The 18,997-nt window shown below is 59.3% G+C and carries 22 protein-coding genes and 1 pseudogene; 11 read left to right on the plus strand and 12 right to left on the minus strand.

The window, feature by feature from the left end:
- Positions 1 to 296: pseudogene (locus HWE17_RS28545) on the plus strand (hypothetical protein); the annotation flags it as partial.
- A gap of 123 nt (positions 297 to 419) precedes the next feature.
- Here HWE17_RS28545 and HWE17_RS26815 read toward each other — a convergent pair.
- A complete protein-coding gene (locus HWE17_RS26815; protein ID WP_176390875.1) occupies positions 420 to 677 on the minus strand; it encodes a hypothetical protein in 258 nt (85 codons plus the stop codon).
- A gap of 711 nt (positions 678 to 1,388) precedes the next feature.
- Between HWE17_RS26815 and HWE17_RS26820 the strand changes: the two genes are divergently transcribed.
- The 3 genes from HWE17_RS26820 to HWE17_RS26830 all read left to right on the plus strand — a co-directional run bounded on the left by HWE17_RS26820 (position 1,389) and on the right by HWE17_RS26830 (position 3,075).
- On the plus strand, positions 1,389 to 1,706 hold the full coding sequence (locus HWE17_RS26820) for an HNH endonuclease (RefSeq protein WP_176390876.1): 318 nt from the start codon (positions 1,389 to 1,391) through the stop codon (positions 1,704 to 1,706).
- Between the two features lie 205 nt (positions 1,707 to 1,911).
- Positions 1,912 to 2,463 (plus strand): GNAT family N-acetyltransferase, encoded by a 552-nt coding sequence (locus tag HWE17_RS26825; RefSeq protein ID WP_176390877.1) that lies wholly within the window; start codon positions 1,912 to 1,914, stop codon positions 2,461 to 2,463.
- A 192-nt stretch (positions 2,464 to 2,655) separates the two neighbouring features.
- Positions 2,656 to 3,075, plus strand: a complete 420-nt coding sequence (locus HWE17_RS26830; protein ID WP_176390878.1) for a hypothetical protein — start codon at positions 2,656 to 2,658, stop codon at positions 3,073 to 3,075.
- A 405-nt stretch (positions 3,076 to 3,480) separates the two neighbouring features.
- Here the strand turns inward: HWE17_RS26830 and HWE17_RS26835 are convergent, their stop codons facing one another.
- The 3 genes from HWE17_RS26835 to HWE17_RS26845 all read right to left on the minus strand — a co-directional run bounded on the left by HWE17_RS26835 (position 3,481) and on the right by HWE17_RS26845 (position 5,343).
- Positions 3,481 to 3,849, minus strand: a complete 369-nt coding sequence (locus HWE17_RS26835) for a hypothetical protein (RefSeq protein WP_176390879.1) — start codon at positions 3,847 to 3,849, stop codon at positions 3,481 to 3,483.
- A 181-nt stretch (positions 3,850 to 4,030) separates the two neighbouring features.
- Entirely contained in the window at positions 4,031 to 4,483 is a 453-nt protein-coding gene (locus HWE17_RS26840; RefSeq protein WP_176390880.1) for a GTP pyrophosphokinase, read from the minus strand.
- 14 nt (positions 4,484 to 4,497) lie between these two features.
- The gene (locus HWE17_RS26845) at positions 4,498 to 5,343 is read right to left on the minus strand and encodes a hypothetical protein (protein WP_176390881.1); all 846 of its coding nucleotides are present in this window, start codon (positions 5,341 to 5,343) and stop codon (positions 4,498 to 4,500) included.
- Positions 5,344 to 5,397: 54 nt separating this feature from the next.
- On the opposite strand from HWE17_RS26845, the gene HWE17_RS26850 reads away from it, so the two are divergent.
- Together HWE17_RS26850 and HWE17_RS26855 are read left to right on the plus strand one after the other, a co-directional pair.
- The gene (locus tag HWE17_RS26850) at positions 5,398 to 6,054 is read left to right on the plus strand and encodes a penicillin-insensitive murein endopeptidase (RefSeq protein ID WP_176390882.1); all 657 of its coding nucleotides are present in this window, start codon (positions 5,398 to 5,400) and stop codon (positions 6,052 to 6,054) included.
- A 23-nt stretch (positions 6,055 to 6,077) separates the two neighbouring features.
- Positions 6,078 to 6,434, plus strand: coding sequence for a hypothetical protein (locus HWE17_RS26855; RefSeq protein ID WP_176390883.1), 357 nt, complete (start codon positions 6,078 to 6,080; stop codon positions 6,432 to 6,434).
- 98 nt (positions 6,435 to 6,532) lie between these two features.
- Here HWE17_RS26855 and HWE17_RS26860 read toward each other — a convergent pair whose 3' ends face one another.
- Positions 6,533 to 8,134 (minus strand): GGDEF domain-containing protein, encoded by a 1,602-nt coding sequence (locus tag HWE17_RS26860; RefSeq protein ID WP_176390884.1) that lies wholly within the window; start codon positions 8,132 to 8,134, stop codon positions 6,533 to 6,535.
- 205 nt (positions 8,135 to 8,339) lie between these two features.
- Between HWE17_RS26860 and HWE17_RS26865 the strand changes: the two genes are divergently transcribed.
- Entirely contained in the window at positions 8,340 to 8,549 is a 210-nt protein-coding gene (locus tag HWE17_RS26865; protein ID WP_176390885.1) for a hypothetical protein, read from the plus strand.
- A gap of 417 nt (positions 8,550 to 8,966) precedes the next feature.
- On the opposite strand, the gene HWE17_RS26870 is transcribed toward HWE17_RS26865, so the two are convergent.
- Positions 8,967 to 9,209: a hypothetical protein gene (locus tag HWE17_RS26870; RefSeq protein ID WP_035825558.1), complete on the minus strand. Its 243-nt coding sequence runs from the start codon at positions 9,207 to 9,209 to the stop codon at positions 8,967 to 8,969.
- Between the two features lie 249 nt (positions 9,210 to 9,458).
- Here HWE17_RS26870 and HWE17_RS26875 point away from each other — a divergent pair, with 249 nt between their 5' ends.
- The 3 genes from HWE17_RS26875 to HWE17_RS26885 all read left to right on the plus strand — a co-directional run bounded on the left by HWE17_RS26875 (position 9,459) and on the right by HWE17_RS26885 (position 11,464).
- Positions 9,459 to 10,208 (plus strand): hypothetical protein, encoded by a 750-nt coding sequence (locus HWE17_RS26875; protein ID WP_176390886.1) that lies wholly within the window; start codon positions 9,459 to 9,461, stop codon positions 10,206 to 10,208.
- A 5-nt stretch (positions 10,209 to 10,213) separates the two neighbouring features.
- Positions 10,214 to 10,456, plus strand: a complete 243-nt coding sequence (locus HWE17_RS26880) for a hypothetical protein (protein WP_176390887.1) — start codon at positions 10,214 to 10,216, stop codon at positions 10,454 to 10,456.
- A 63-nt stretch (positions 10,457 to 10,519) separates the two neighbouring features.
- Entirely contained in the window at positions 10,520 to 11,464 is a 945-nt protein-coding gene (locus HWE17_RS26885) for an SMP-30/gluconolactonase/LRE family protein (RefSeq protein ID WP_176390888.1), read from the plus strand.
- 120 nt (positions 11,465 to 11,584) lie between these two features.
- Here the strand turns inward: HWE17_RS26885 and HWE17_RS26890 are convergent, their stop codons facing one another.
- Positions 11,585 to 12,652: an SDR family oxidoreductase gene (locus tag HWE17_RS26890; protein ID WP_176390889.1), complete on the minus strand. Its 1,068-nt coding sequence runs from the start codon at positions 12,650 to 12,652 to the stop codon at positions 11,585 to 11,587.
- A gap of 98 nt (positions 12,653 to 12,750) precedes the next feature.
- On the opposite strand from HWE17_RS26890, the gene HWE17_RS26895 reads away from it, so the two are divergent.
- On the plus strand, positions 12,751 to 13,650 hold the full coding sequence (locus HWE17_RS26895) for a LysR substrate-binding domain-containing protein (RefSeq protein WP_176390890.1): 900 nt from the start codon (positions 12,751 to 12,753) through the stop codon (positions 13,648 to 13,650).
- A 15-nt stretch (positions 13,651 to 13,665) separates the two neighbouring features.
- Here the strand turns inward: HWE17_RS26895 and HWE17_RS26900 are convergent, their stop codons facing one another.
- From HWE17_RS26900 to HWE17_RS26920, 5 genes are all read right to left on the minus strand, one after another.
- Positions 13,666 to 14,601: an ABC transporter substrate-binding protein gene (locus HWE17_RS26900; protein WP_070304000.1), complete on the minus strand. Its 936-nt coding sequence runs from the start codon at positions 14,599 to 14,601 to the stop codon at positions 13,666 to 13,668.
- A gap of 77 nt (positions 14,602 to 14,678) precedes the next feature.
- Positions 14,679 to 15,653 carry an ABC transporter permease gene (locus tag HWE17_RS26905; protein WP_034759656.1) on the minus strand — a complete coding sequence of 325 codons (975 nt, stop codon included), beginning with the start codon at positions 15,651 to 15,653 and terminating at the stop codon, positions 14,679 to 14,681.
- Positions 15,654 to 15,673: 20 nt separating this feature from the next.
- Positions 15,674 to 17,185: a sugar ABC transporter ATP-binding protein gene (locus tag HWE17_RS26910; protein ID WP_255206404.1), complete on the minus strand. Its 1,512-nt coding sequence runs from the start codon at positions 17,183 to 17,185 to the stop codon at positions 15,674 to 15,676.
- Between the two features lie 81 nt (positions 17,186 to 17,266).
- Positions 17,267 to 18,133: a fumarylacetoacetate hydrolase family protein gene (locus HWE17_RS26915; RefSeq protein WP_176390892.1), complete on the minus strand. Its 867-nt coding sequence runs from the start codon at positions 18,131 to 18,133 to the stop codon at positions 17,267 to 17,269.
- A gap of 21 nt (positions 18,134 to 18,154) precedes the next feature.
- The gene (locus HWE17_RS26920) at positions 18,155 to 18,910 is read right to left on the minus strand and encodes an SDR family oxidoreductase (protein WP_046685268.1); all 756 of its coding nucleotides are present in this window, start codon (positions 18,908 to 18,910) and stop codon (positions 18,155 to 18,157) included.
- Positions 18,911 to 18,997: the final 87 nt, after the last annotated feature.

An 18,997-nucleotide genomic window follows, 5' to 3' on the forward strand; every position in this document is an offset into this window, starting at 1 on the left:
AAGGGCAGCGTCGGCTACCGACAGGAATTATGAGCTCCGAACCAACTAGCTTCGGGCCACTAATGATCTTAGGTGAAGCAACGGTTCATAGTATAAACAAAGCCCCTGTATCGATCAGTTTCCCGCTGATCGATACCGATCTCGTACCACACGAACACTGTGATCCTTCACTGTTCTTGAGGGACAAAGCGCCAGAGGACTTCGGTGACTGCTTGGTCGAAATCATCAACTTGGCAGCGGATATGTCGCTAACAGATGACTTCAAGCTTGTGCAGACTCAATCGTTAGTTCGATGACAGGTTGTTTGAGAGATGACGTTAAATAGCAACAATAAGCCTCCGTCATTTCAACCCAAAAAAGACGGTGGATCTCCAAGACTTTAGCCATACTTATTAAAATAGTCAGCCGTCCCGCAAAAACTACACTCCATATGCGGCCTTTATAGTTGCCTCATCATTTGGCTCGCTCTGATTCCAAATAGAGATTGCTTGATTCATATTTGCAACCATAGTCGGACCGTCTCCAAAATGTTGCAAATTATGAATTTTTAGTATTTTCTCCCAAAGAGTCTGCCCTATAATTCCCGGACAAGTCGTGGTAACTTCAGTGTAAAGAGGGTTGAAGTTTTCTGCTTCTAACCCATCAAAATCTTTCTCGGTGACAAAATCAATTTTCATGAGGAAATTCCATTAATTAATAACAATATAGCAGCATCACTACAATTTTTAGATATCGACACAAACCAAAACTCACGATTAAAATAGGCTCACGTAGCAAGCAATCGGAGTGGAAGATAGCATATTCTAGGAAAAACAAATACACACATTGTAATGTATCAACTAATTTCCAGACTCTCGCCTATTGGTCCAGTATCTAGCTGATTGTCTAGTTTTTACCAGCAAAACCTTCAAGATGCCTAAAAAATCCAAGTTTACGGTAGATTCGATTCCCGCCGTCTCCACCACCGAATAAATAAAAAGGGCTTCCCCGTTTTGGCGGGGAGGCCCTTTTTATTTATTCGGTGCATGCAGAACGCGGGCATCGCATCCGCGTCCGGTACGGACGCGGGGGTTTTGCGGGACTTCGGCGAGCGCAGCTCGGCGCCGCAAAACCGGGTTGCGCTTGCAAGCGCAACCCTCTCCGATTCCTCTGACTAGCTTTTGCGCCGCAGGCGGTTTTTCCTAGCAACAACATCAGCCGCTCAGGCCGTGCACGAATGCCGGACTAGCTCAACCTGCCTCTTACCCCTTGCGGATGCAGATCAGGCGACGGGATCACAAGCGGAAATTGTGTTCGGTCTCTAACGATGAAATCTACCGCCTGACTGCCATGCAACATCAGGAGCCAATGATATAGTGGCGGCCATGTACTCAATGAAAGAAACTGCCATGAAAAACGACGCAACCGCTCGCCCGCAAGCCACCCAGGCACCTGTCAGACTCAGCAAAGGGGACTTCGTCACCGCACTGCGCAAGCTGCTGCAAGAAGAAGGAAAGGCCGGCAAGACCAGCGTGGACGTACGCGCTGCAACCTTGCACACCGATGTTGGTGTTTATCCCGCGCGCGGCCACTCGATGCCGACCTGTTGCACGGTGATGTATGAGGAGATGCAGCCCGGTGACGAGATACTGCTGACGCCATCCGGCGGCAAAGGGCCAACGCTGCTGGTACGGTATAAATTCCCGCGTGGAGAATCGCGGTCTTAAGGTGCTGGAGGCGATTCAGAGCGCTAATCGGCTTTCCCGCTTTCGCCTGCGGATCATCGGGTATATGCCACGATTTAAATCCCAGGGGAATGTCCCTTCACTCACGAAAATTTTCAAATAAGCAATGAATTTTCGTCGATAGATGGAATGAAGCAATTTACAAGGTCGTCCTGCATTGCATCCCCTCTCACTAGATCGAAATAATATGATTAATATTCGTGAAGCCAGAACCGCTGACCTGAGTACTCTGCGTGAAATTGGCTGTCAGACCTATCGAGAGCATTTTTCTGAAATTTGGTCCTCTGATGGAATATCGGATTTCCTAGACCAAGATTTTTCGCCCAGCGCGCTTGAACGTTCGCTGAATTCATTAAACCAAGTCTGGCTTGTTGCTTCCGACGAAGGCGGCAAAGTCGTAGGATTTTCCAAGGTCAACTTGTCGAAGCCGGTGCCAATAATCGGTGAGGTGGGCTTGGAGCTCCAAAAGATATACTTCCTCAAATCCGAGGCCGGGCGTGGCTATGGAAAACAGCTTTTAAGCTACATTTACGACCTGGCGCTAAAGCGCGGGGAGAGCTTGGTATGGCTCGATGTACTCAAGACCAATTCAAGTGCTCGGCGCTTCTACGCAAGCCTCGGTTTTCAAGAACGCGGTGAAATCCCCTTCGAAACGGACATGGCAGAAATTGGAATGATGGTAATGGTCTGCCAACTTTCCAATAACACGCTTCCTCATCACGCGTCCATTGCCTCGTAATTAGCCTCGTTCAAGTTTGCTTCCGTTGTTATCGGTCACGCCGACCAGGCCAACCCTAACATAAAGAGCGGCGGTAAGAAAAATACATGGCCAGCGAGCCATATTAAGCAAAGGCAAGATCATCAAAGTAACCACGCAGAAGGGCCACCTGGCCGGGAGCGATCTCGACGCATTGACAAAGAAATCCCAACCATGAAAATTGCGCGCCTGCTTTCCTCCAGTTTCCTCGTGCTGGCTGTGGCCCTCGTCGTCTATGGTCTTTTCGGCTTCTCCCGTTTTGCGTGGTACACCGGCGTCTACTATGACGAGCGCATGATCCTGTTCGACCACGGCGCCTATCCTTTTGCGTGGGGTATCGCGTTGCTGCTGATGGGGCAAATCGCCCGCTTGCACCATCGTCGGCCAGCCATGCTGCTCGCCGCTGGCGCCGCCCTGCTGCTGCTTCTCTGGAAGCGTGCAACGGTACCTGCCGCCATCGCCAATCAGCGACTTTTTCCGGATCCTGCCTTACTGGAGGGACTGATTGTTACCGCTGCCGTGGTCATCGTCCTGGCGCTGATAGACCGCCCCGTCGAGCAGGCCATCCGCAAGGCGCTTGGTCGTACCCGGTGACTCTTGAAGGTCACCGCCGCCTCCACTACTCGTCACACACCGCCCCACCAACCGCTCCTCCGATACTCAATCCCGTCGACAAATCAAAGCCAAAATCGCAGTGGTGGCCATCCTTTGGCCGATATCGGCACAGCAGCATGTCACGATGGCGAACGCGTATTTGTGCATCGGGACAGCCATTGGGCAAATCCGGTCCCATGGCGTCGAACATGTCTCTGGCAGCGGCTCCCGTCAATCGAAACGCGACTTTGGTATCGCCCGCAACCGGGGCGACGGCTTCGTCAAGATATCCGCCATAGATCGCGTACGAAGCTGAAAAATTCCTCTCTGCAAACTCCCATACGGCCCGAGCCTGGTGCGCCAACAGCAGGCACAGTAGCGTGACGCCTAGCAGGCTGGCGCGCCTCAGCATATGGAGCCGCCGATGCTGCGCCCCGTCAGCAGATCAAAGCCAAAGTCGCAATAATGGCCATCACGGGGATGGTAGGAGCAGCTCACTTCCGCCCGCTGGCGCAATCGATATTCGCCATCCACGCCGCACGCGTTGCGCAAGTCGGGCCCCATCGCATCAAATAGCTGTTTCGCCGCCTTGCCGTCGATCCAGAACGCGATGCGCTTGTCTTTCCTGGTTGGCGGCTGCGGATCGCTCAGGCTTCCGCCATAAATCGCATAGCGGCCTTTGAATGACTGGTAAGAAAATAACCATTTGGGAGCGGATTGGGCAATGGCCGTAGCCAAAACAAGAAGAAGAAAAACAACGAGAAGGCGTTTCATATCATCTGCCTTGCTACTTGATCGTGACATGGAAATGGTCGTCGTGCCGTAGCGCTCGCAAAGAAATCTGCGCTCGATAATTCTTGCCGCTATGCATTTTCTGAGCATTGCGAAGAATCAAATATCCATACGTTGGTGGACTTGTTGCCAGTTGAAGCGATGGCGTTGCGCCATTTCGAAGTTAAAAAACCTCACCCCTTAAATATTCCATCGCCCGCCGATACTTCTCCACCCGCTCCAGATCCTTCTGCGTCGGCCCATCTATCCTCGACAAATCGCTATTCTCGGCCAGATCCGCCAGCTTGACGGCCTTGCCGACCGGGTCCAAGGCCGCGCGGGCGATGAACGCTTCGTAGGACTCGCCGTCGATCTTGGTCACGGCGCGCACGCCGTCGATGACTTCCCGGGAAAATCCTTCGCGCGCCAGGTCGTCGAAGGTGATTTTTCCATCGCTGTCTTCCACCACGTCATGCAGCACGGCGACGATCTGCTGAGCACCGGGCGCGACGCGCAGCATGACGCGCAAGGGGTGCAGTATGTACGGCGCGCCGCCCTTGTCCGTCTGGCCCGCATGGGTGGCGGCGGCAATTTCAATCGCGCGCTCCAGGGTGCCGCGTCTTGCGTGTTCACTCATTGTTCACTCCTTGTTCACTCCACCTTGATTGGTGACCCCGTTGCGCGCCAGCCGCGGCGCTGCAAATGGCAAACACTGCTGCACAGCAAGGCTGGCACCAGTAAATTGAGGACTGGTACGAGCATCAGCAAACACAACAGCAATCCCAGGGCAAAAATCGCCGGACGCTGTTCGCGGCGCAACGCCGCTTGCTGTTCCGCGCCGAGCACCTTTTCAGCCGCCGCGCCGTAGACCATCTGGACATTCCAGGCCAGCAAGTACGAAATCAGCACGCACATGGCCCACACCGGAATCAGCAGGGAAAACAGCAGCAACAGGCGCCGCCGCCACACAGGGCGGGCGGAGGATGCATCCAGGCCAGCCGGCGTCTGCCATGCGGCATAGCGGCGCGCCGCCACAGCCTTGGCGCGCTCCAGCAACAGCCAGCGCAACGGCAAGCGCGCCGTGCCGATGGCGCCGATGATAAAAACCATCACATAGAAAAAGCCAGCCAACGCCAGCAAGGCCAGGGCGATCTGGCCGATCGACAACAGAGCTTTGGCGGCACTGCCCAGGCCGCCAGCGATATTGCCCATCTGCGAAAGCGTGGCAGGCCCGTTGGCCAGTGTCCCGACGCCATCCATCACGCCCAGCCCCAGCAAACCGGTAACGGATATCAGCGCCAGCATGGCGCTCAGCTCGACAAAAAAACGGCCGAAGCAGCTATACAGTCCCAGCCACAGCGCCACGACCGCCATGCACCACAGCGCGGAGCGCCACCACAGCCCCGCATGACGCGCATCGCGCAGTCCCAGGCCGACGCACGTAAAGGCTTCCCGCCAGGCCTGCAGCCAGGTTTGCAATATTTGTGTCACGCTCAAGCGTACTCCGCAGTGAAGGGGCGGATACGTCGATCCGTATGTTGCCGATTGTACATGGACAAGGCTGGTCCACGCGCCACCGAGAGCAACGGGCAAACCCCGCTCCAGCTCGCCATTGTTTGCGATACCGCAATTCCCGGTGGAAAGGAATACGAAACAATGCCAACTCCCCCACCGTTGCGCCTAGCGGAGTTGACCATGCTTGAAGTTCAGCCCAGGGATAAGCGCGGTTTTTTTATCCTGCCCCAGGCTCCGGAAGGTGCCGGGTATTACGTCTATGGCAATCTGCACCGGCTGCCACATTCCGGCCATATGGCCCAATATGCGCACCCCAGCTTGCTATCCCTGATCTTTTACATCGAACGTGAATGGCAGGCAATTGATGATCGGAAATTTGGCATCGGGAATATCAGTATCGCGGAAGGGTTAGGGTACGACAAGCATGTGAGCCACCGGAAAGGCCTTGAAATGGATATACGCCCCATGCGGAAGGACAGGCTGGAAGGCCAGTCCGCACGCGTGTCACGCTTTGATGACGTGTATGACCGAAACGCCACCATCCAATTGATACGACTGTTTTTGCAGCATCCCATGGTCACCAAGGTCTTCTTTAACGATGGCGAGGTGCAAAAAACAATTGCCGGTGGGCGCGTCCGCTCTCTGCAAGGGCACGACGACCATCTTCATATTGAAATCAGGGAGCATGGATGAATACTCGGCTTGCATGCTGCGCCATGGCGCTCACTCTATTCTCAACGGCACATGCGGCCGACAAGCAGCGGGAGTGGACTGGCGAGCCAAGGCCATTGCGTGGTGACTATCAGATCTATGGCGGAACGCTGTCCGACATGCTGCCGCCCACGCGAAACGACCGGAAAGTGGCAATCATGGTCAAAGGGGAATTGGCACGGGAACTGTTTGCCCAGCTCGGCCCCGATGTGCAACAGGAGCAGGCCTGCAGCTCCTCAGCGGATTACCGGGAGCGGCGCAGAGGAGATATTACCTGCGTTCATACAAAAGGGGCAGCATACGAATGCTATTTCGGACTCGACCTGCGTACGGGAAAAGGCACGTATGGAGCAATCTGCTAAACCGGGCTCTGCCTGGCGCGGACAAAACGAAGGCCTGCCTCAGTGCGCCGGCGAGCAGTAGCGACAAGTACGGCCCGTTCCTCCACCTTCAAAAATGGCTATCGAAATGCAAAAGCAGTCACGGCCTGCTCGGCAGGCTCGCAAGACGATTCGTAACAGACCTGATTTCTTCCCGATGCCTTGGCCTTGTAGAGTGCCTTGTCAGCGAGCTCAACCAACTCGACCGCCTGGTTTTCCAGGTGCGTCGGCATGAAAGCCGCCACGCCGACGCTGGCCGTCACCACGCCAAGGGGATTGCCACTATGCTCGACTCCCAGCGATTGCACTGCTTGCCGGACGCCTTCCGCCACCGCCAAAGCGCCAGGCAAATCCGTCCCAGGCAATAAAATGACCAATTCCTCGCCACCGTAGCGCCCCGCAAGATCCCCCGGCCTGCGCATGCTGTAGCCAACCACTTTGCCGATTTTTCTCAGGCACTCGTCGCCAGCCACATGGCCATAGATATCGTTGTATTGCTTGAAGAAGTCGACATCGATCAACACCAGTGCCAGAGCGCTTTTCTCACGCTGCGCACGGCTAAACTCGGCAAGCAGCGACTGATCGAAGTGGCGCCGGTTTCCCAGCCCCGTCAGTCCATCCTGGCTGGCAAGACGGGCCAGTGTTTCATTGACTAATTCCAGTTCATTATGCGCCTCGACCAGTCCCGCTTCGCTCTTGACCCGCAAATCGATCTGCCGCACCACGCGGTATCCGATGAACGCAATCAGCAATACCAATACGCCACCCACCGCGTTCTGCAAAATCATGTCGAGACGCCACTCGGCGAGTACTTCATCCTGCGATAATGCGGCAGAGACGACCAGCGGATATTCCTCGACTCTTCGATAGCTATTGATACGCGTCACGCCATCGACTCGCGACTTGATCACTGCCGTGCCAACGGGACTTTTGGGCAAATAATCATGAAATAAGGGAAACTGCGAAAGATCGCGCCCCAACAAACTTTCATCGAACGGCCTTCTCAATAAAAGAATGCCCTTTCCATTCGCGATGAAAATGGCGCCCTTTTTTCCTATTGAGAAACGTTCATAAAACAGCCTGAAATAATTCATGTCGATGGTCGCCAGCGCCACGCCGCCAAAACTTCCGTCAGGCATATTGATACGCCGCGACACCGTGACTATCCAGTGTCCCGTCGATTTGCTGCGCACGGGAGGACCGACATACGGCCCCCGATCAGCATGCGTTCGATGGTAATGGAAATAATCGCGATCGGAATTATTCAGATTGCTCAACAGCGTTTTCTGAGAATTCACGAGCCAGCTGCCATCCCTGGCATAGATGAAGATGCCGTGTAACTGACGCAGCTCGGCGACACGGCTCACCAGCAATTTGTGCATGCGGGCCAGTTCAGAATCGGAAACACCATCGGTTTCCACGCGCTCCACCAGGCCGACCAGCACCGTATCGGCTTCCTTGATGGTGTCATAAGCATGCTGCGCAACAGATTGCGCCAGGTTGGCGCTTTCGCGCCCCGCTTCATCGAGTTGCACTTCGCGTGCGCGCAAGGTCATCCACAGCTGGATCGCCAGCAGCGACAGGCACACCAGCACGACAAATGAGATCGCCAGCGGCAGCAGGGAAAAGCCACGGAAGCCTGCTCCCAGCAAACGTGGCGGCAAGCTGCGTGACCTGGTCATGGGTACACTCCCGGTTTGATATGCGGCAAAGTGTGCACCAAATAGGTGGCAACATACTCACACATCGTCACAAACACGATATAAAAAAGTTACCGCCATGGCGTCGGAGTATCCGGTTCCAGCTCGCTATTGTTTGCGATACCGCAATTCCCGGTGGAAAGGAATACGAAACAATGCCAACTTCCCCACCAAGTGCGGACTGGAGGTGGACATTCCTCCATTGCGCAAAGATGGCCTGCCCATTCCAGTATATTGGTACAACAAAGAATACGCTCAAGCCGCGACGGCAAAGCTCATCGCACTTTTTCGCGCCCATGCCAGTGTGCGCACGGTGCTGTTTAACGATACCGGCATTCCTCTCGTGACGCCATTCAAGAATCACGACCATCACTTTCACCTGGAACTGAGTACCTGACATGAAGAAACTGTGGGCTATGGCGTTCGGCGCCCTCACCGTGTTTTCACTGGTTTATGCTGCTGGCAACAGCGACTGGGGCGAATACCAACCGTTCAAGGGTTCTTATCTGATCTATTCGAATACCTTGGGCGAGCAACAGCCGCCCACACCGCATGAGCGCAAGATTTCTTTCATGGTCACCGGGACCGTGGCAAAGGACATGTTTGACTCCATGGCTCCGGACTCGAAAGAGCGCTGCAGTTTGGAGAAAGGCTATCGGCAGCGCGACAAGGAAAGTGTCTCGTGCACCCTGAATCACGACGCCTATGTATGCCACTTCGGCTTTAATCTGCGCAATGGAAAAAGCATAGGTGGATCGATTTGCCAGGTCGCCTGTTGCCTGGCACCGTCAAACGGCACCAGGCTCACAAGCCCCTACCGCCGGCTCAACGGCACATATTCCCCCGGCAAGCTGGCCACCTCCAGCGCATCGGCAAAGGCCAGCAGGAACTTCGCCGGACCATGCTCAGACACGAGCAGGGAGGCGCCCTTGTGGCGCAGCAGTTTCAATACTTCCTGCTGGTGCGCCTGGTATTCGCTGGAGTGGCCGTAAAAGGTTTGATACATCTCCAGCGTTTCCATGGCCTTGGCGGCCAGGATGAATTCGGGTTTATCCATGATGTCTCCTCGTTGTCATTGCTGCCAAAACCACGAAAAAAACCTGCAAGATGTGGGGTCCATGCCGGTCGCACTGCCTTGCGGCAACCACATCCGTATTTCCATCATACGCCTCAACCCGGCCATTGCGCCGTCCAGTCGCGCATCTTTTTCCATCCCGCCCGTCCGACGCCATCCCTGCGGTGCGCACGCTAGCGCCAGCTGCCGGCACATGGCATCATGCACGTTGCCCATTTACTCTGACGACACATGGATCATTATCACTTCCTGGTAGGCGAATTCAAGAAAGATAGCCCCTTCATCGCCGCCGCAGCAAGCGCCCAGCTGTTCGCCTGGTTCGCACACATCGGCGAACCCGTCGAGCGCTATGGCAACAAGCGCGGCAAGGTCGTCAAGTTCTCACAGCGAAATTACGAGAAGATGCTGTTTGCGCCAGAGACCGACAGCATCGAGCTGTTTTCACCGCGCATCGTGCCGCCCGACGAAGCCGACGAGACCACCAACTGCGACGCGCTTGTCGTGTATTCATCGGGCTCGTTGTTCGTGCTGGCCATACGCGCCAGCAAGCTTGCGCTGGCGCCCTTGTTCGACGCTGCGCGGGCCATACCCGGTCTGTTCGAGCATTGCGAGTATATCTACTGCTACGCTGAAACGCAGGGCTATGGCACTGGCTACGCACTCGGCTACCGGCAGCTCGACGAGGCCCATCCGATGACCTTTGGCATTCCTTGCCCCGCAAATAACTGGGCCGCCATCAAGCGGCGCGGGCTGCAAGATGCGCACCTGCGCGATGTCTATCCCATCAATGGTTTTACGCAAGCCCGACTGGACGCGCTGCCGCCCGAGCGCCGGCAAGCCCTGCGCGGTGCGATGCAAGCCCATGGCCGCTGCGAAGAGCATGCCGGCTGGATCTTCTGGCACCTGCAGCCAGGGGAATTGGAAGCGGCCCGCGCCGCACTGAACGCACACGCCATGCTGGGCGCCTACATCAACAACTGAACCTCATGACTACACATTTATCGCTGCACTGCTATCTGCAAGACGAAGCCGCAGAACGCCCCAAACGCTGTTCCGACGTGACCATCGAGGCCGACCCGGCCACCCTGCGCGCCATCGCCCGCTTCCTGCTGGCCAGCGCGGACACGTTTGAGCAGGCGCAAGAGAGCGCCGGCATGCACGCCCATCTGCAAGACGAGTGGGACGGCTGGCAGGACGACTTCCCCGACCTGGTCGTGGTGGCGGCCTAGCCAGGCGCCCCGGCTGGCGCGCGTCGGGTAACATACGCCACCTTTGCCATACAGAGAACACTGATGCACCAATCCCGATATGCCCTGCCATCGCTGCGCACGGCCGTGCTGGCCGCCGCGCTGGCCAGCCTGTCCGCCTGCGCCAGCCAGCCCGCGCACGAAACGCTGTTCCTCGCCACCACGCTCACGCCCGCGCATTCCTTCACCAAGGGTATCGAGGGTCCGGCCGTGGATGCGGATGGCAATATCTATGCCGTCAACTTTGCGCGCCAGCAAACCATCGGAAAGGTCAGCCCCGGCGGCACTGGCGAGGTGTATCTGACCCTGCCCGGCACCAGTATCGCCAACGGCATCCGCTTCGGCAGCCGTGGGCAGATGTATCTGGCCGACTACATGGAGCACACGATTTACCTGGTCGACCCGGCCACGCGCGCGCTGACCATCCACGCGCGCGAACCGCGCATGACGCAGCCGAACGACATCGCCATCACGGCCGACGACGTGCTGTATGCAAGCGACCCGAACTGGAAGGAAAACACGGGCCGCGTGTGGCGCATCGCGCAAGACGGCACGGTGACCCTGGCGCTCGACACCATGGGCACGGCCAACGGCATTGAAGTGAGCCCGGACGGCAAGATCTTGTATGTGAATGAAAGCGTGCAGCGCAATATCTGGATGTATGACATCGCCGCCAATGGCAGCCTGAGCGGCAAGCGATTGCTGATCAAGTTCGACGATTTCGGCATGGACGGCATGCGCGTGGATATCGACGGCAATCTGTACGTGACGCGCTACGGCAAGGGCACGGTGGTCAAACTGTCGCCGCAGGGGCGCATCCTGCGCGAGATCAGCGTGCCAGGCGCCAAGCCCAGCAACATCACCTTCGGCGGCCCCGATGGCCGCACGGCTTACGTGACGGAAGTGGTGCAAGGGCGGCTGCTGCAATTTCGCGTTGACCGCCCAGGGCTGGAATGGCTGCGGGCGCAGGAGCGGCGCAAGCCCGAATAGCAGTGGGGATGTCGGCTTACGCGCTTGCGCGCTAAGCCGACCTACGCACTGCCACGATGGCCCGGCAGGTCGGCTTAGCCGGAACGGCGTAAGCCGACAACGTGCTTGGCCGCGACCAGGTCAGCGGGGAATGACGCGCTCCGCCTTCAATTTCTCGAACAAATTAAAGAAGGCATCCTGCGTATCCTGGTAATCGAGAAAACCCGCCTTGCGGCTCTTGCCCATGTCCGTCATCACTTCCATCGGCCGCCCCAGGTCGGCATCCGTATGCCACCAGGAAGCGAGACGGCCGACGTCAAGCTCCACCAGGCCGTGCTGCTGCGCGATGGCGCGCCACTGCGCGGGCGCATCCTGCATGCGGCCGGCCAGCGGCGCCATCGCCTCGGGCAGATCGGCCGCCTCGACGCCGAAGTACGCGGCCAGGCGCGGCCACAGCCACTTCCAGCGGAACACGTCGCCATTGACGATATTGAAGTCTTCGTTGCGCGCGCAAGGGCTGCCGGCCGCCCACGCCAGATGGCGCGCGATCTGGCCCGCGTCCGTCATGTCGGACAGGCCGTGCCACTGCGCGCTTGAACCGGGAAAGACAAACGGCGCGCCGCTGGCCTTGCACAGAGTCGCGTACACGGCCAGGGTCAGGCCCATGTTCATGGCATTGCCCAGCGCGTAGCCGATGATGGTGTGCGGGCGGTGCACGCTCCACGTAAAGCCATACCGCGCGGCCGCGTCGAACAGCCGGTCTTCCTGCGCATAGTAAAAGTTCTCCACGTCCTGGCGCCCCTGCTCTTCGCGGAACGGCGTGACGGGCACGGCTCCCTTGCCATACGCATCGAACGGTCCCAGGTAATGCTTGAGGCCAGTCACCAGGGCCGCATGGCGCAAGTGGCCGGTGGGCCCCAGGGCGGCCAGCACATTGGCGACCATGGCGCCATTGACGCGGATGTTTTCCTGTTCATTCGCCTGGCGTGCCCAGGCCGTGAAAAAGACGTGGCTGGCATCAATGCCCGCCAGGGCGGCGCTGACCGCCGCGCCATCCGTGGCATCGAGCGGCAGGCATGCGCAGCCGGCAGGCACGGGCGTGCGGCCGCGCGAGACGCCCGTCACCTGCCAGCCCTGCGCCAGCAAGTGCGTGGCCAGATTGCTGCCGATAACGCCGCTGGCGCCGATAATCAATGCGTGCTTGTTCATGCGTACTCCCATGCCTGTGTAAGAAACCATGATATAGCGGACAGAAATTCTTATCCGCGATAGTATTTCACCTTATTCGTGAAAAATATTCTGCAATCATGTCCGAACATTTGAAAGGCATCGCGCCTTTTCTTGCCACCGCCGACGCCGGCAGTTTCACCAAAGCGTCCGCACGGCTGCACCTGAGCAGCTCGGCCGTGAGCAAGAGCGTGGCGCGCTTGGAAGCGCGCCTGGGCGTGATCCTGTTCGAGCGCAGCACGCGGCGCTTGCAATTGAGCAGCGCGGGGCAGGCCTACTACGCCACCTGCAAGCGCGTGCTGCAGGAACTGGTCGATGCGGAAAACGTGCTGGCCGAGCAGGATGGCGAACTGGCAGGCAAGGTACGCATCGGCGTGCCCGCTTCGTATGGCCGCATGCGCGTGATGCCGGCGCTGATCGACCTGTGCGAAAAATATCCGCAGCTGCAACCGTCGATCAGCTTCAGCGACCGCTTTGCCGACCTGTTCGAAGAGCGCATCGATATCGCCGTGCGCATCGGTGCGCCGGGCAGCTGGCCGTCAACGCTGGGGCAAATGCCCTTGGGCGAAGAGCGCCTGATCTTTTGCGCGGCGCCCGCCTACCTGGCGCGGCGCGGCACGCCGGTGGCCATCGCGGATCTCGATGGCCACGACTGCATCGCCTATGGCCGCGGCGACGGCACGGCGGCGCCATGGCTGTTTGCCGGCGAGGACGGGGTGGAACGGCGCGCGGTCCATCCGCGCCTGACGGTGGGCGATGCCGAGGCGCAGACGGCCGCCGTGCTGGCGGGTCTGGGCATCGCGCAGCAGGCGACCTGGCTGGTGCAGGAGCACCTGACCAGCGGCGCCATCGTCGAAGTACTGCCGGCCTGCGCCACGCCAGGCTTGCCGCTTTCACTGGCATGGCCGCTGGCGCGCCAGCTCACCGCCAAGACCGGCACGCTGCTCAAGGAATTGAAGCAGCGCCTGACGATCAGCTGATACGCAATATGAAACTCAATACAAAACGTTCTTCGCTTCAGGCAGTTCGACATTGGCCTTGGTGACGATCACCACGCCCGTGTTGACGAACGGCGCGACCTTCTTGCCTTCGATCAGGCTGACGAGGGTTTTCACGCCCAGTGCGCCCATCGAGTACGAACCTTGCACGGCGGTCGCGTACAGGGTGCCGTCCTTGACGAAGTTTTTCAAGTCTTCATTGCCATCGAAGCCCACGGCGATCACCTTGCCGGCCTTGCCCGCCTGCGCGATGGCGCGGCCCATGCCCACGGCCGTCGGCTCGTTGGCGCCGAAGATGCCTTTCAAGTCCGGATTCGAAGCCAGCACGTCGGTCGTCTGGTTCAGCGCCGTGGCCATCTGCGACTGCGAGTAATACGTGCCGACGATCTGCAGCTGCGAGTTCTTTTCGATATAGCGCTTGAAGCCGCCCACCCTGCCCGTCTCGGATCCGGCGCCCGCCACATACGACATCACGGCGATCTTGCCCGTCTTGCCGACCTGCGAAATAAGTGCCTTGGCGCTTTGCTCGCCGGCCGCTTCATTGTCGGTCGACAGGAAGGACTGGTAATAGCGCTTGCCGCTGTCGGCCACCAGCGAATCGATCAGCACGACGGGAATCTTCGCTTCCCACGCCTTCTTCAGGGCCGGCACCAGCGCGTCCGGGTCCGACGCGGCCAGCACGATGCCGGCCACTTTGCGCGTGACGGCATTTTCCACCATGCTGACCTGGTCGGCGATGGCCGATTCCGAAGCCGGTCCCTGGAAGGTCAGGCTGTAGCCCTTGGCGTCCGCGGCGCTGGCCGTGGCGCCCTTTTTCACGTTTTGCCAGTAGTTGGAATTGGTCGTCTTGACGATCACGGCGATCTCGCCCGGGGCGGCGAAGGCGGCGCTGGAGCTCAGGGCAAATGCTGCGGTCAACAGACCCAGCGACATGGCTTTGATGGTGTTCATTGTCGTCCTCATGTAATTATAGATTTAGTAGATTGACTTCATGCGTGCTGCTTGCTGCTTCAGGCGCGGTTGCGCTTCTGATCGATCCAGACGGTCAGCAAGATGACCAGTCCGATAATGATTTGCTGGATAAAGCTCGATACCCCATTCATGTTCAAGCCATTGCGCAGGATGCCGATGACGAAGGAACCGATGACGGTGCCGGAAATGGTGCCGATGCCGCCGATCAGCGAGGCGCCGCCGATCACGGCGCTGGCGATCGCATCGAGTTCGTACATCACGCCCTCGTTCGGCTGCGCCGTCACGAGGCGCGACATCAGCACGCAACCCGTCAGGCCCGACAAGGCGCCGGACAAGGTGTACACCAGCAGGGTCACGCGGCCCACCTTCACGCCCGACAGGCGCGCCGCCTCCGCATTCGAGCCGACGGCATAGATATGCCGGCCAAAGGTGGTGCGGCTGAGCATGATGGACACGGCCACGGCGATTACCACCATCAGCACCACCGGATACGGAATGCCGGGAAACACGACTTCGGGAAAGGTGCCGCCCGTGTCCCGCTCGATGCGCCACAGCACGCCGTTACCGAGTTCGCCGAACGACTCGCCCAGGCCGGAAATGGCGCGCGCACCCGTCACCTGCAGCGCCAGGCCGCGCGCGATCAGCATCATGCCCAGGGTGGCGATGAACGGAGGCAGCTTCAGTTGCGTGATGCAAAAGCCGTTGACGGCGCCGCACATGGCGCCCACCACGACGCCGCCCAGCATGGCCACCGGCACGGGCACGCCGCTTTTCACCAGCAGCGCGGCGGCCACGCCGGCCAGCGCCAGCACGGAGCCGGAACTCAAGTCGATGCCGCCCGTGATGATGACGCAGGTGGCGGCAATGCCCAAGTAGGCGATCGACGTCACTTGCAAGGCCACGCTCATGCCGTTGCTGACGGAGAAAAAGGCGTTGCTGGTCAGGGAAAACACGAGCAGCAACAGCGACAGGCTGCCCAGCGCGGCGAATTTTTGGATCAGTTCTTTGTTCATTTTCTTGTGGCTTTCTGATGTTAATGCATTGCTGCCTGGCGGCCCGATGCGAGCTGCATGATCTCTTCCTGCGACGACTCGCGCGTGTTGACGATGCCGCTGATACGCCCTTCATGGAACACGGCCACACGGTCCGTCATGCCCATGATCTCGGGCAGCTCGGACGTGATCAGCACCACGCCGATGCCTTCCGACGCCAGCTTGTCGAGCAGCTGGTAGATGGCGAACTTGGCCCCCACGTCGATGCCGCGCGTGGGTTCGTCGAAGAAGATGATTTTCGATTCGCGGTACAGCCATTTGCTGATGACGATCTTTTGCTGGTTGCCGCCCGAGAGGTTGCGCGCGATCTGCTTCGAGGTCGGCGTCTTGATGCCCAGCGCCGCGATGTACTGCTGCGCCACCGCCTCTTCCCTGGCGAAATCGATGAAGCCGAAACGGTTCGCCAGCCCCGACACATTCGTCAGGGTCAGGTTGGCGGCCACCGACATGCGGATCGCCAGGCCGTGGCTCTTGCGGTCTTCCGACAGGTAGGCGATGCCGTGGCCGATGGCGTCGATGGGACTGTCGATGGTCACCGCCACGTCGCCCAGGTGGATCGCGCCGCTGGTGAGGGGATCGGCGCCAAAGATGGCGCGCGCCACTTCCGTGCGCCCCGCCCCCATCAGGCCGGAAAAGCCGAGGATCTCGCCGCGCCGCAAATCAAAGCTCAGCGGGCCGAAGACATCCTTGCGGTGCAAATCGGTCACGCGCAGCAGCACGTCATCCGTCGGCGTCGAGACGCGGTCGGGAAATTTTTCATCGAGGGTGCGGCCCACCATCTTGGCCACGATGGTGTCCAGGCTCGTGCTGGCAAAATCGTCGGTGCAGACGAATTTCCCGTCGCGCAGCACCGTCACCCTGTCGATGATGTGCTGCATCTCTTCGAGCCGGTGCGAGATGTAGACCACGCTCACGCCATTGCGCTTGAGTTCATTGATGATGTCGAACAGCTGGCCCGTCTCGCTTTCCGTCAGCGAGGACGTGGGCTCGTCCATGATCAGCACTTCCGTATTGAGCGACAGCGCCTTGGCGATTTCCACCATCTGCTGCTGCGCACAGGACAGGTTTTTCACCAGCTGGCGCGGGTCGATGCGCAACTTCAACCGGTCCAGCAGCGCCTGCGCATCGGCACGCATCTTCTTGCGGTCGATGAAAATGCCGCGCACCGGTTCGCGCGCCAGAAAAATATTCTCGGCCACGCTCAGGTGCGGGATCAGGTTCAGTTCCTGGTGGATGATGGCGATGCCGGCCGCCTCCGCATCCACGCTGCAGGAAAAACTGCACACCTTGCCCTTGTAGACGAGTTCTCCCTCGTCGGCCTGGTACACGCCGCTCATCACCTTCATCAGGGTGGACTTGCCGGCGCCGTTTTCACCGCACAGCGCATGCGCTTCGCCGCGGCGCAAACTGAAACTGACGTTATCTAACGCCAGCACGCCGGGAAAGCGCTTGCTGACCTTGTTCAGCGCCAGTATCTCTTCGGATTGATTCATGGTGTGTCTCCTCCACTCCACTGCCATAGGCCGGCGCGCCGATGTCTGAGCATCTTGGCGGCGCGCCGGTCTGCTACTGGTTTAACCGTCGATCAGTTGCGGATTCCAGGCATGCACGGTCTGGCTCTGTTCACCGAGGCCGCTGATCCCCAGGCGCATGGTGTCGCCCGGCTTCAGGTACACGGCCGACGGCTTCTGCCCCATGCCCACGCCCGGCGGCGTGCCGGTGCTGATGATGTCGCCCGGGTACAAGGTCATGAAACGGCTGATGTAGCTGACCAGATTGGCCACGCCGAAGACCATGGTTCTGGTATTGCCGTCCTGGACGCGCTTGCCGTTCACTTCCAGCCACAGGCCCAGGTTTTGCGGGTCCGCCACTTCGTCGCTTGTGACCAGCCAGGGACCGATCGGACCGAAGGTATCGCAGCCCTTGCCCTTGTCCCACTGGCCGCCGCGCTCCAGTTGGTATTCGCGTTCGGACAAATCGTTCACCACGCAATAACCGGCCACGTGCGACAGCGCATCGGCTTCGCTCACATAGCGCGCGGTGGTGCCGATCACCACGCCCAGCTCCACTTCCCAGTCGCTTTTCTTCGAGTCCTGCGGCATCACCACGGCATCGTTGGCGCCGATGATGGCGCTGGTGGCCTTCATGAACAGCACCGGTTCAGCCGGCACGGCCATGCCCGATTCGGCCGCATGGTCGGCATAGTTCAGGCCCACGCACAAAAACTTGCCCACGCCCTTCCACGGCGGCGCGATGCGGCCGGGATTCGCCACCACCGGCAGGCTGGCGATATCAAGGGCGGCCAGGGTCGCCAGGCCATCCTTGCCCAGGGTTGCGCCGGTAATGTCAGGTAGCACGCCGGACAGGTCGCGCACGGCGCCGTTGGCATCGATCAGTGCAGGTTTTTCAGCGCCCTTGGCGCCATAACGCATCAGTTTCATGTGTGTCTCTCGTCGTTGTAATTAGTTTGACCAGCCACCGTCGATCACATGGACCATGCCGGTGGTAAAAGCGGATTCATCGGAAGCCAGGTAGACGGCCAGCGCGGCGATTTCCTCTGCCCTGCCCACTCTGCCCATCGGCTGGCGGGCGACAAACGCCGCCTGCACTTCATCGATGCTCACGCCCGTCGCTGCCGCCTGCGCCGCAATGCGTTCCTTCAGCGACGGCGACTCGATGGTGCCGGGGCAGATCGCATTGCAGCGGATGCCGCGCGTGACGAAGTCCGCCGCCACCGATTTCGTCATGCCCACCACGGCCGCCTTCGAGGTGCCGTAGATAAAACGGTTCGGCGCGCCCTTCACGCTCGACGCCACCGACGACATATTGACGATGGAGCCGGCGCCCCTGGCCAGCATGCCGGGCAGCACGGCGCGCATCAGCCGGTACATGGAACGCGCATTGATGTCAAAGGAACGGTCCCACGCCGCATCGTCGCAGTCGAGGATGGTGCCGCCGTCGACGAAGCCGGCGCAGTTGAACAGGATATCGACGGGGCCGATCTCGTCGGCCAGCGCGGTGATGGCCGCGCCATCGGTCACGTCGAGCCGGCGGATGGCGCAGCCCGTCGCTTCCTTCAAGGCGTCGAGCTGGGCCTGGTTGATATCGGTGGCGATCACGGTGGCGCCTTCGCGCACGAACGCTTCAGCCGTGGCGCGGCCGATGCCCTGGCCGGCGGCGGTGAGCAGCGCGATTTTGCCTTGTAGTCTGGCGGTCATGTTGTCTCCTTTTATTTTTAACCCAACACCTGGCAATTCTGGGGTCGGACCCTCAGGGTCCCACCCCGGCCTTTTTTGGGGTCTAAG

The organism is Janthinobacterium sp. BJB401, from assembly GCF_013372745.1.
Taxonomy (GTDB): domain Bacteria; phylum Pseudomonadota; class Gammaproteobacteria; order Burkholderiales; family Burkholderiaceae_D; genus Janthinobacterium; species Janthinobacterium rivuli.

Coding starts and splice junctions, on each gene's coding strand:
- HWE17_RS26855 (WP_176390883.1), top strand. CDS start 6,078: ATGGCGCTCACTCTATTCTCAACGGCACATGCGGCCGACAAGCAGCGG.
- HWE17_RS26820 (WP_176390876.1), top strand. CDS start 1,389: ATGAAAAACGACGCAACCGCTCGCCCGCAAGCCACCCAGGCACCTGTC.
- HWE17_RS26905 (WP_034759656.1), bottom strand. CDS start 15,653: ATGAACAAAGAACTGATCCAAAAATTCGCCGCGCTGGGCAGCCTGTCG.
- HWE17_RS26890 (WP_176390889.1), bottom strand. CDS start 12,652: ATGAACAAGCACGCATTGATTATCGGCGCCAGCGGCGTTATCGGCAGC.
- HWE17_RS26915 (WP_176390892.1), bottom strand. CDS start 18,133: ATGAAACTGATGCGTTATGGCGCCAAGGGCGCTGAAAAACCTGCACTG.
- HWE17_RS26880 (WP_176390887.1), top strand. CDS start 10,214: ATGACTACACATTTATCGCTGCACTGCTATCTGCAAGACGAAGCCGCA.
- HWE17_RS26815 (WP_176390875.1), bottom strand. CDS start 677: ATGAAAATTGATTTTGTCACCGAGAAAGATTTTGATGGGTTAGAAGCA.
- HWE17_RS26875 (WP_176390886.1), top strand. CDS start 9,459: ATGGATCATTATCACTTCCTGGTAGGCGAATTCAAGAAAGATAGCCCC.
- HWE17_RS26895 (WP_176390890.1), top strand. CDS start 12,751: ATGTCCGAACATTTGAAAGGCATCGCGCCTTTTCTTGCCACCGCCGAC.
- HWE17_RS26830 (WP_176390878.1), top strand. CDS start 2,656: ATGAAAATTGCGCGCCTGCTTTCCTCCAGTTTCCTCGTGCTGGCTGTG.
- HWE17_RS26885 (WP_176390888.1), top strand. CDS start 10,520: ATGCACCAATCCCGATATGCCCTGCCATCGCTGCGCACGGCCGTGCTG.
- HWE17_RS26835 (WP_176390879.1), bottom strand. CDS start 3,849: ATGAAACGCCTTCTCGTTGTTTTTCTTCTTCTTGTTTTGGCTACGGCC.
- HWE17_RS26900 (WP_070304000.1), bottom strand. CDS start 14,601: ATGTCGCTGGGTCTGTTGACCGCAGCATTTGCCCTGAGCTCCAGCGCC.
- HWE17_RS26860 (WP_176390884.1), bottom strand. CDS start 8,134: ATGACCAGGTCACGCAGCTTGCCGCCACGTTTGCTGGGAGCAGGCTTC.
- HWE17_RS26920 (WP_046685268.1), bottom strand. CDS start 18,910: ATGACCGCCAGACTACAAGGCAAAATCGCGCTGCTCACCGCCGCCGGC.
- HWE17_RS26910 (WP_255206404.1), bottom strand. CDS start 17,185: ATGAATCAATCCGAAGAGATACTGGCGCTGAACAAGGTCAGCAAGCGC.
- HWE17_RS26840 (WP_176390880.1), bottom strand. CDS start 4,483: ATGAGTGAACACGCAAGACGCGGCACCCTGGAGCGCGCGATTGAAATT.
- HWE17_RS26825 (WP_176390877.1), top strand. CDS start 1,912: ATGATTAATATTCGTGAAGCCAGAACCGCTGACCTGAGTACTCTGCGT.
- HWE17_RS26870 (WP_035825558.1), bottom strand. CDS start 9,209: ATGGATAAACCCGAATTCATCCTGGCCGCCAAGGCCATGGAAACGCTG.
- HWE17_RS26850 (WP_176390882.1), top strand. CDS start 5,398: ATGGACAAGGCTGGTCCACGCGCCACCGAGAGCAACGGGCAAACCCCG.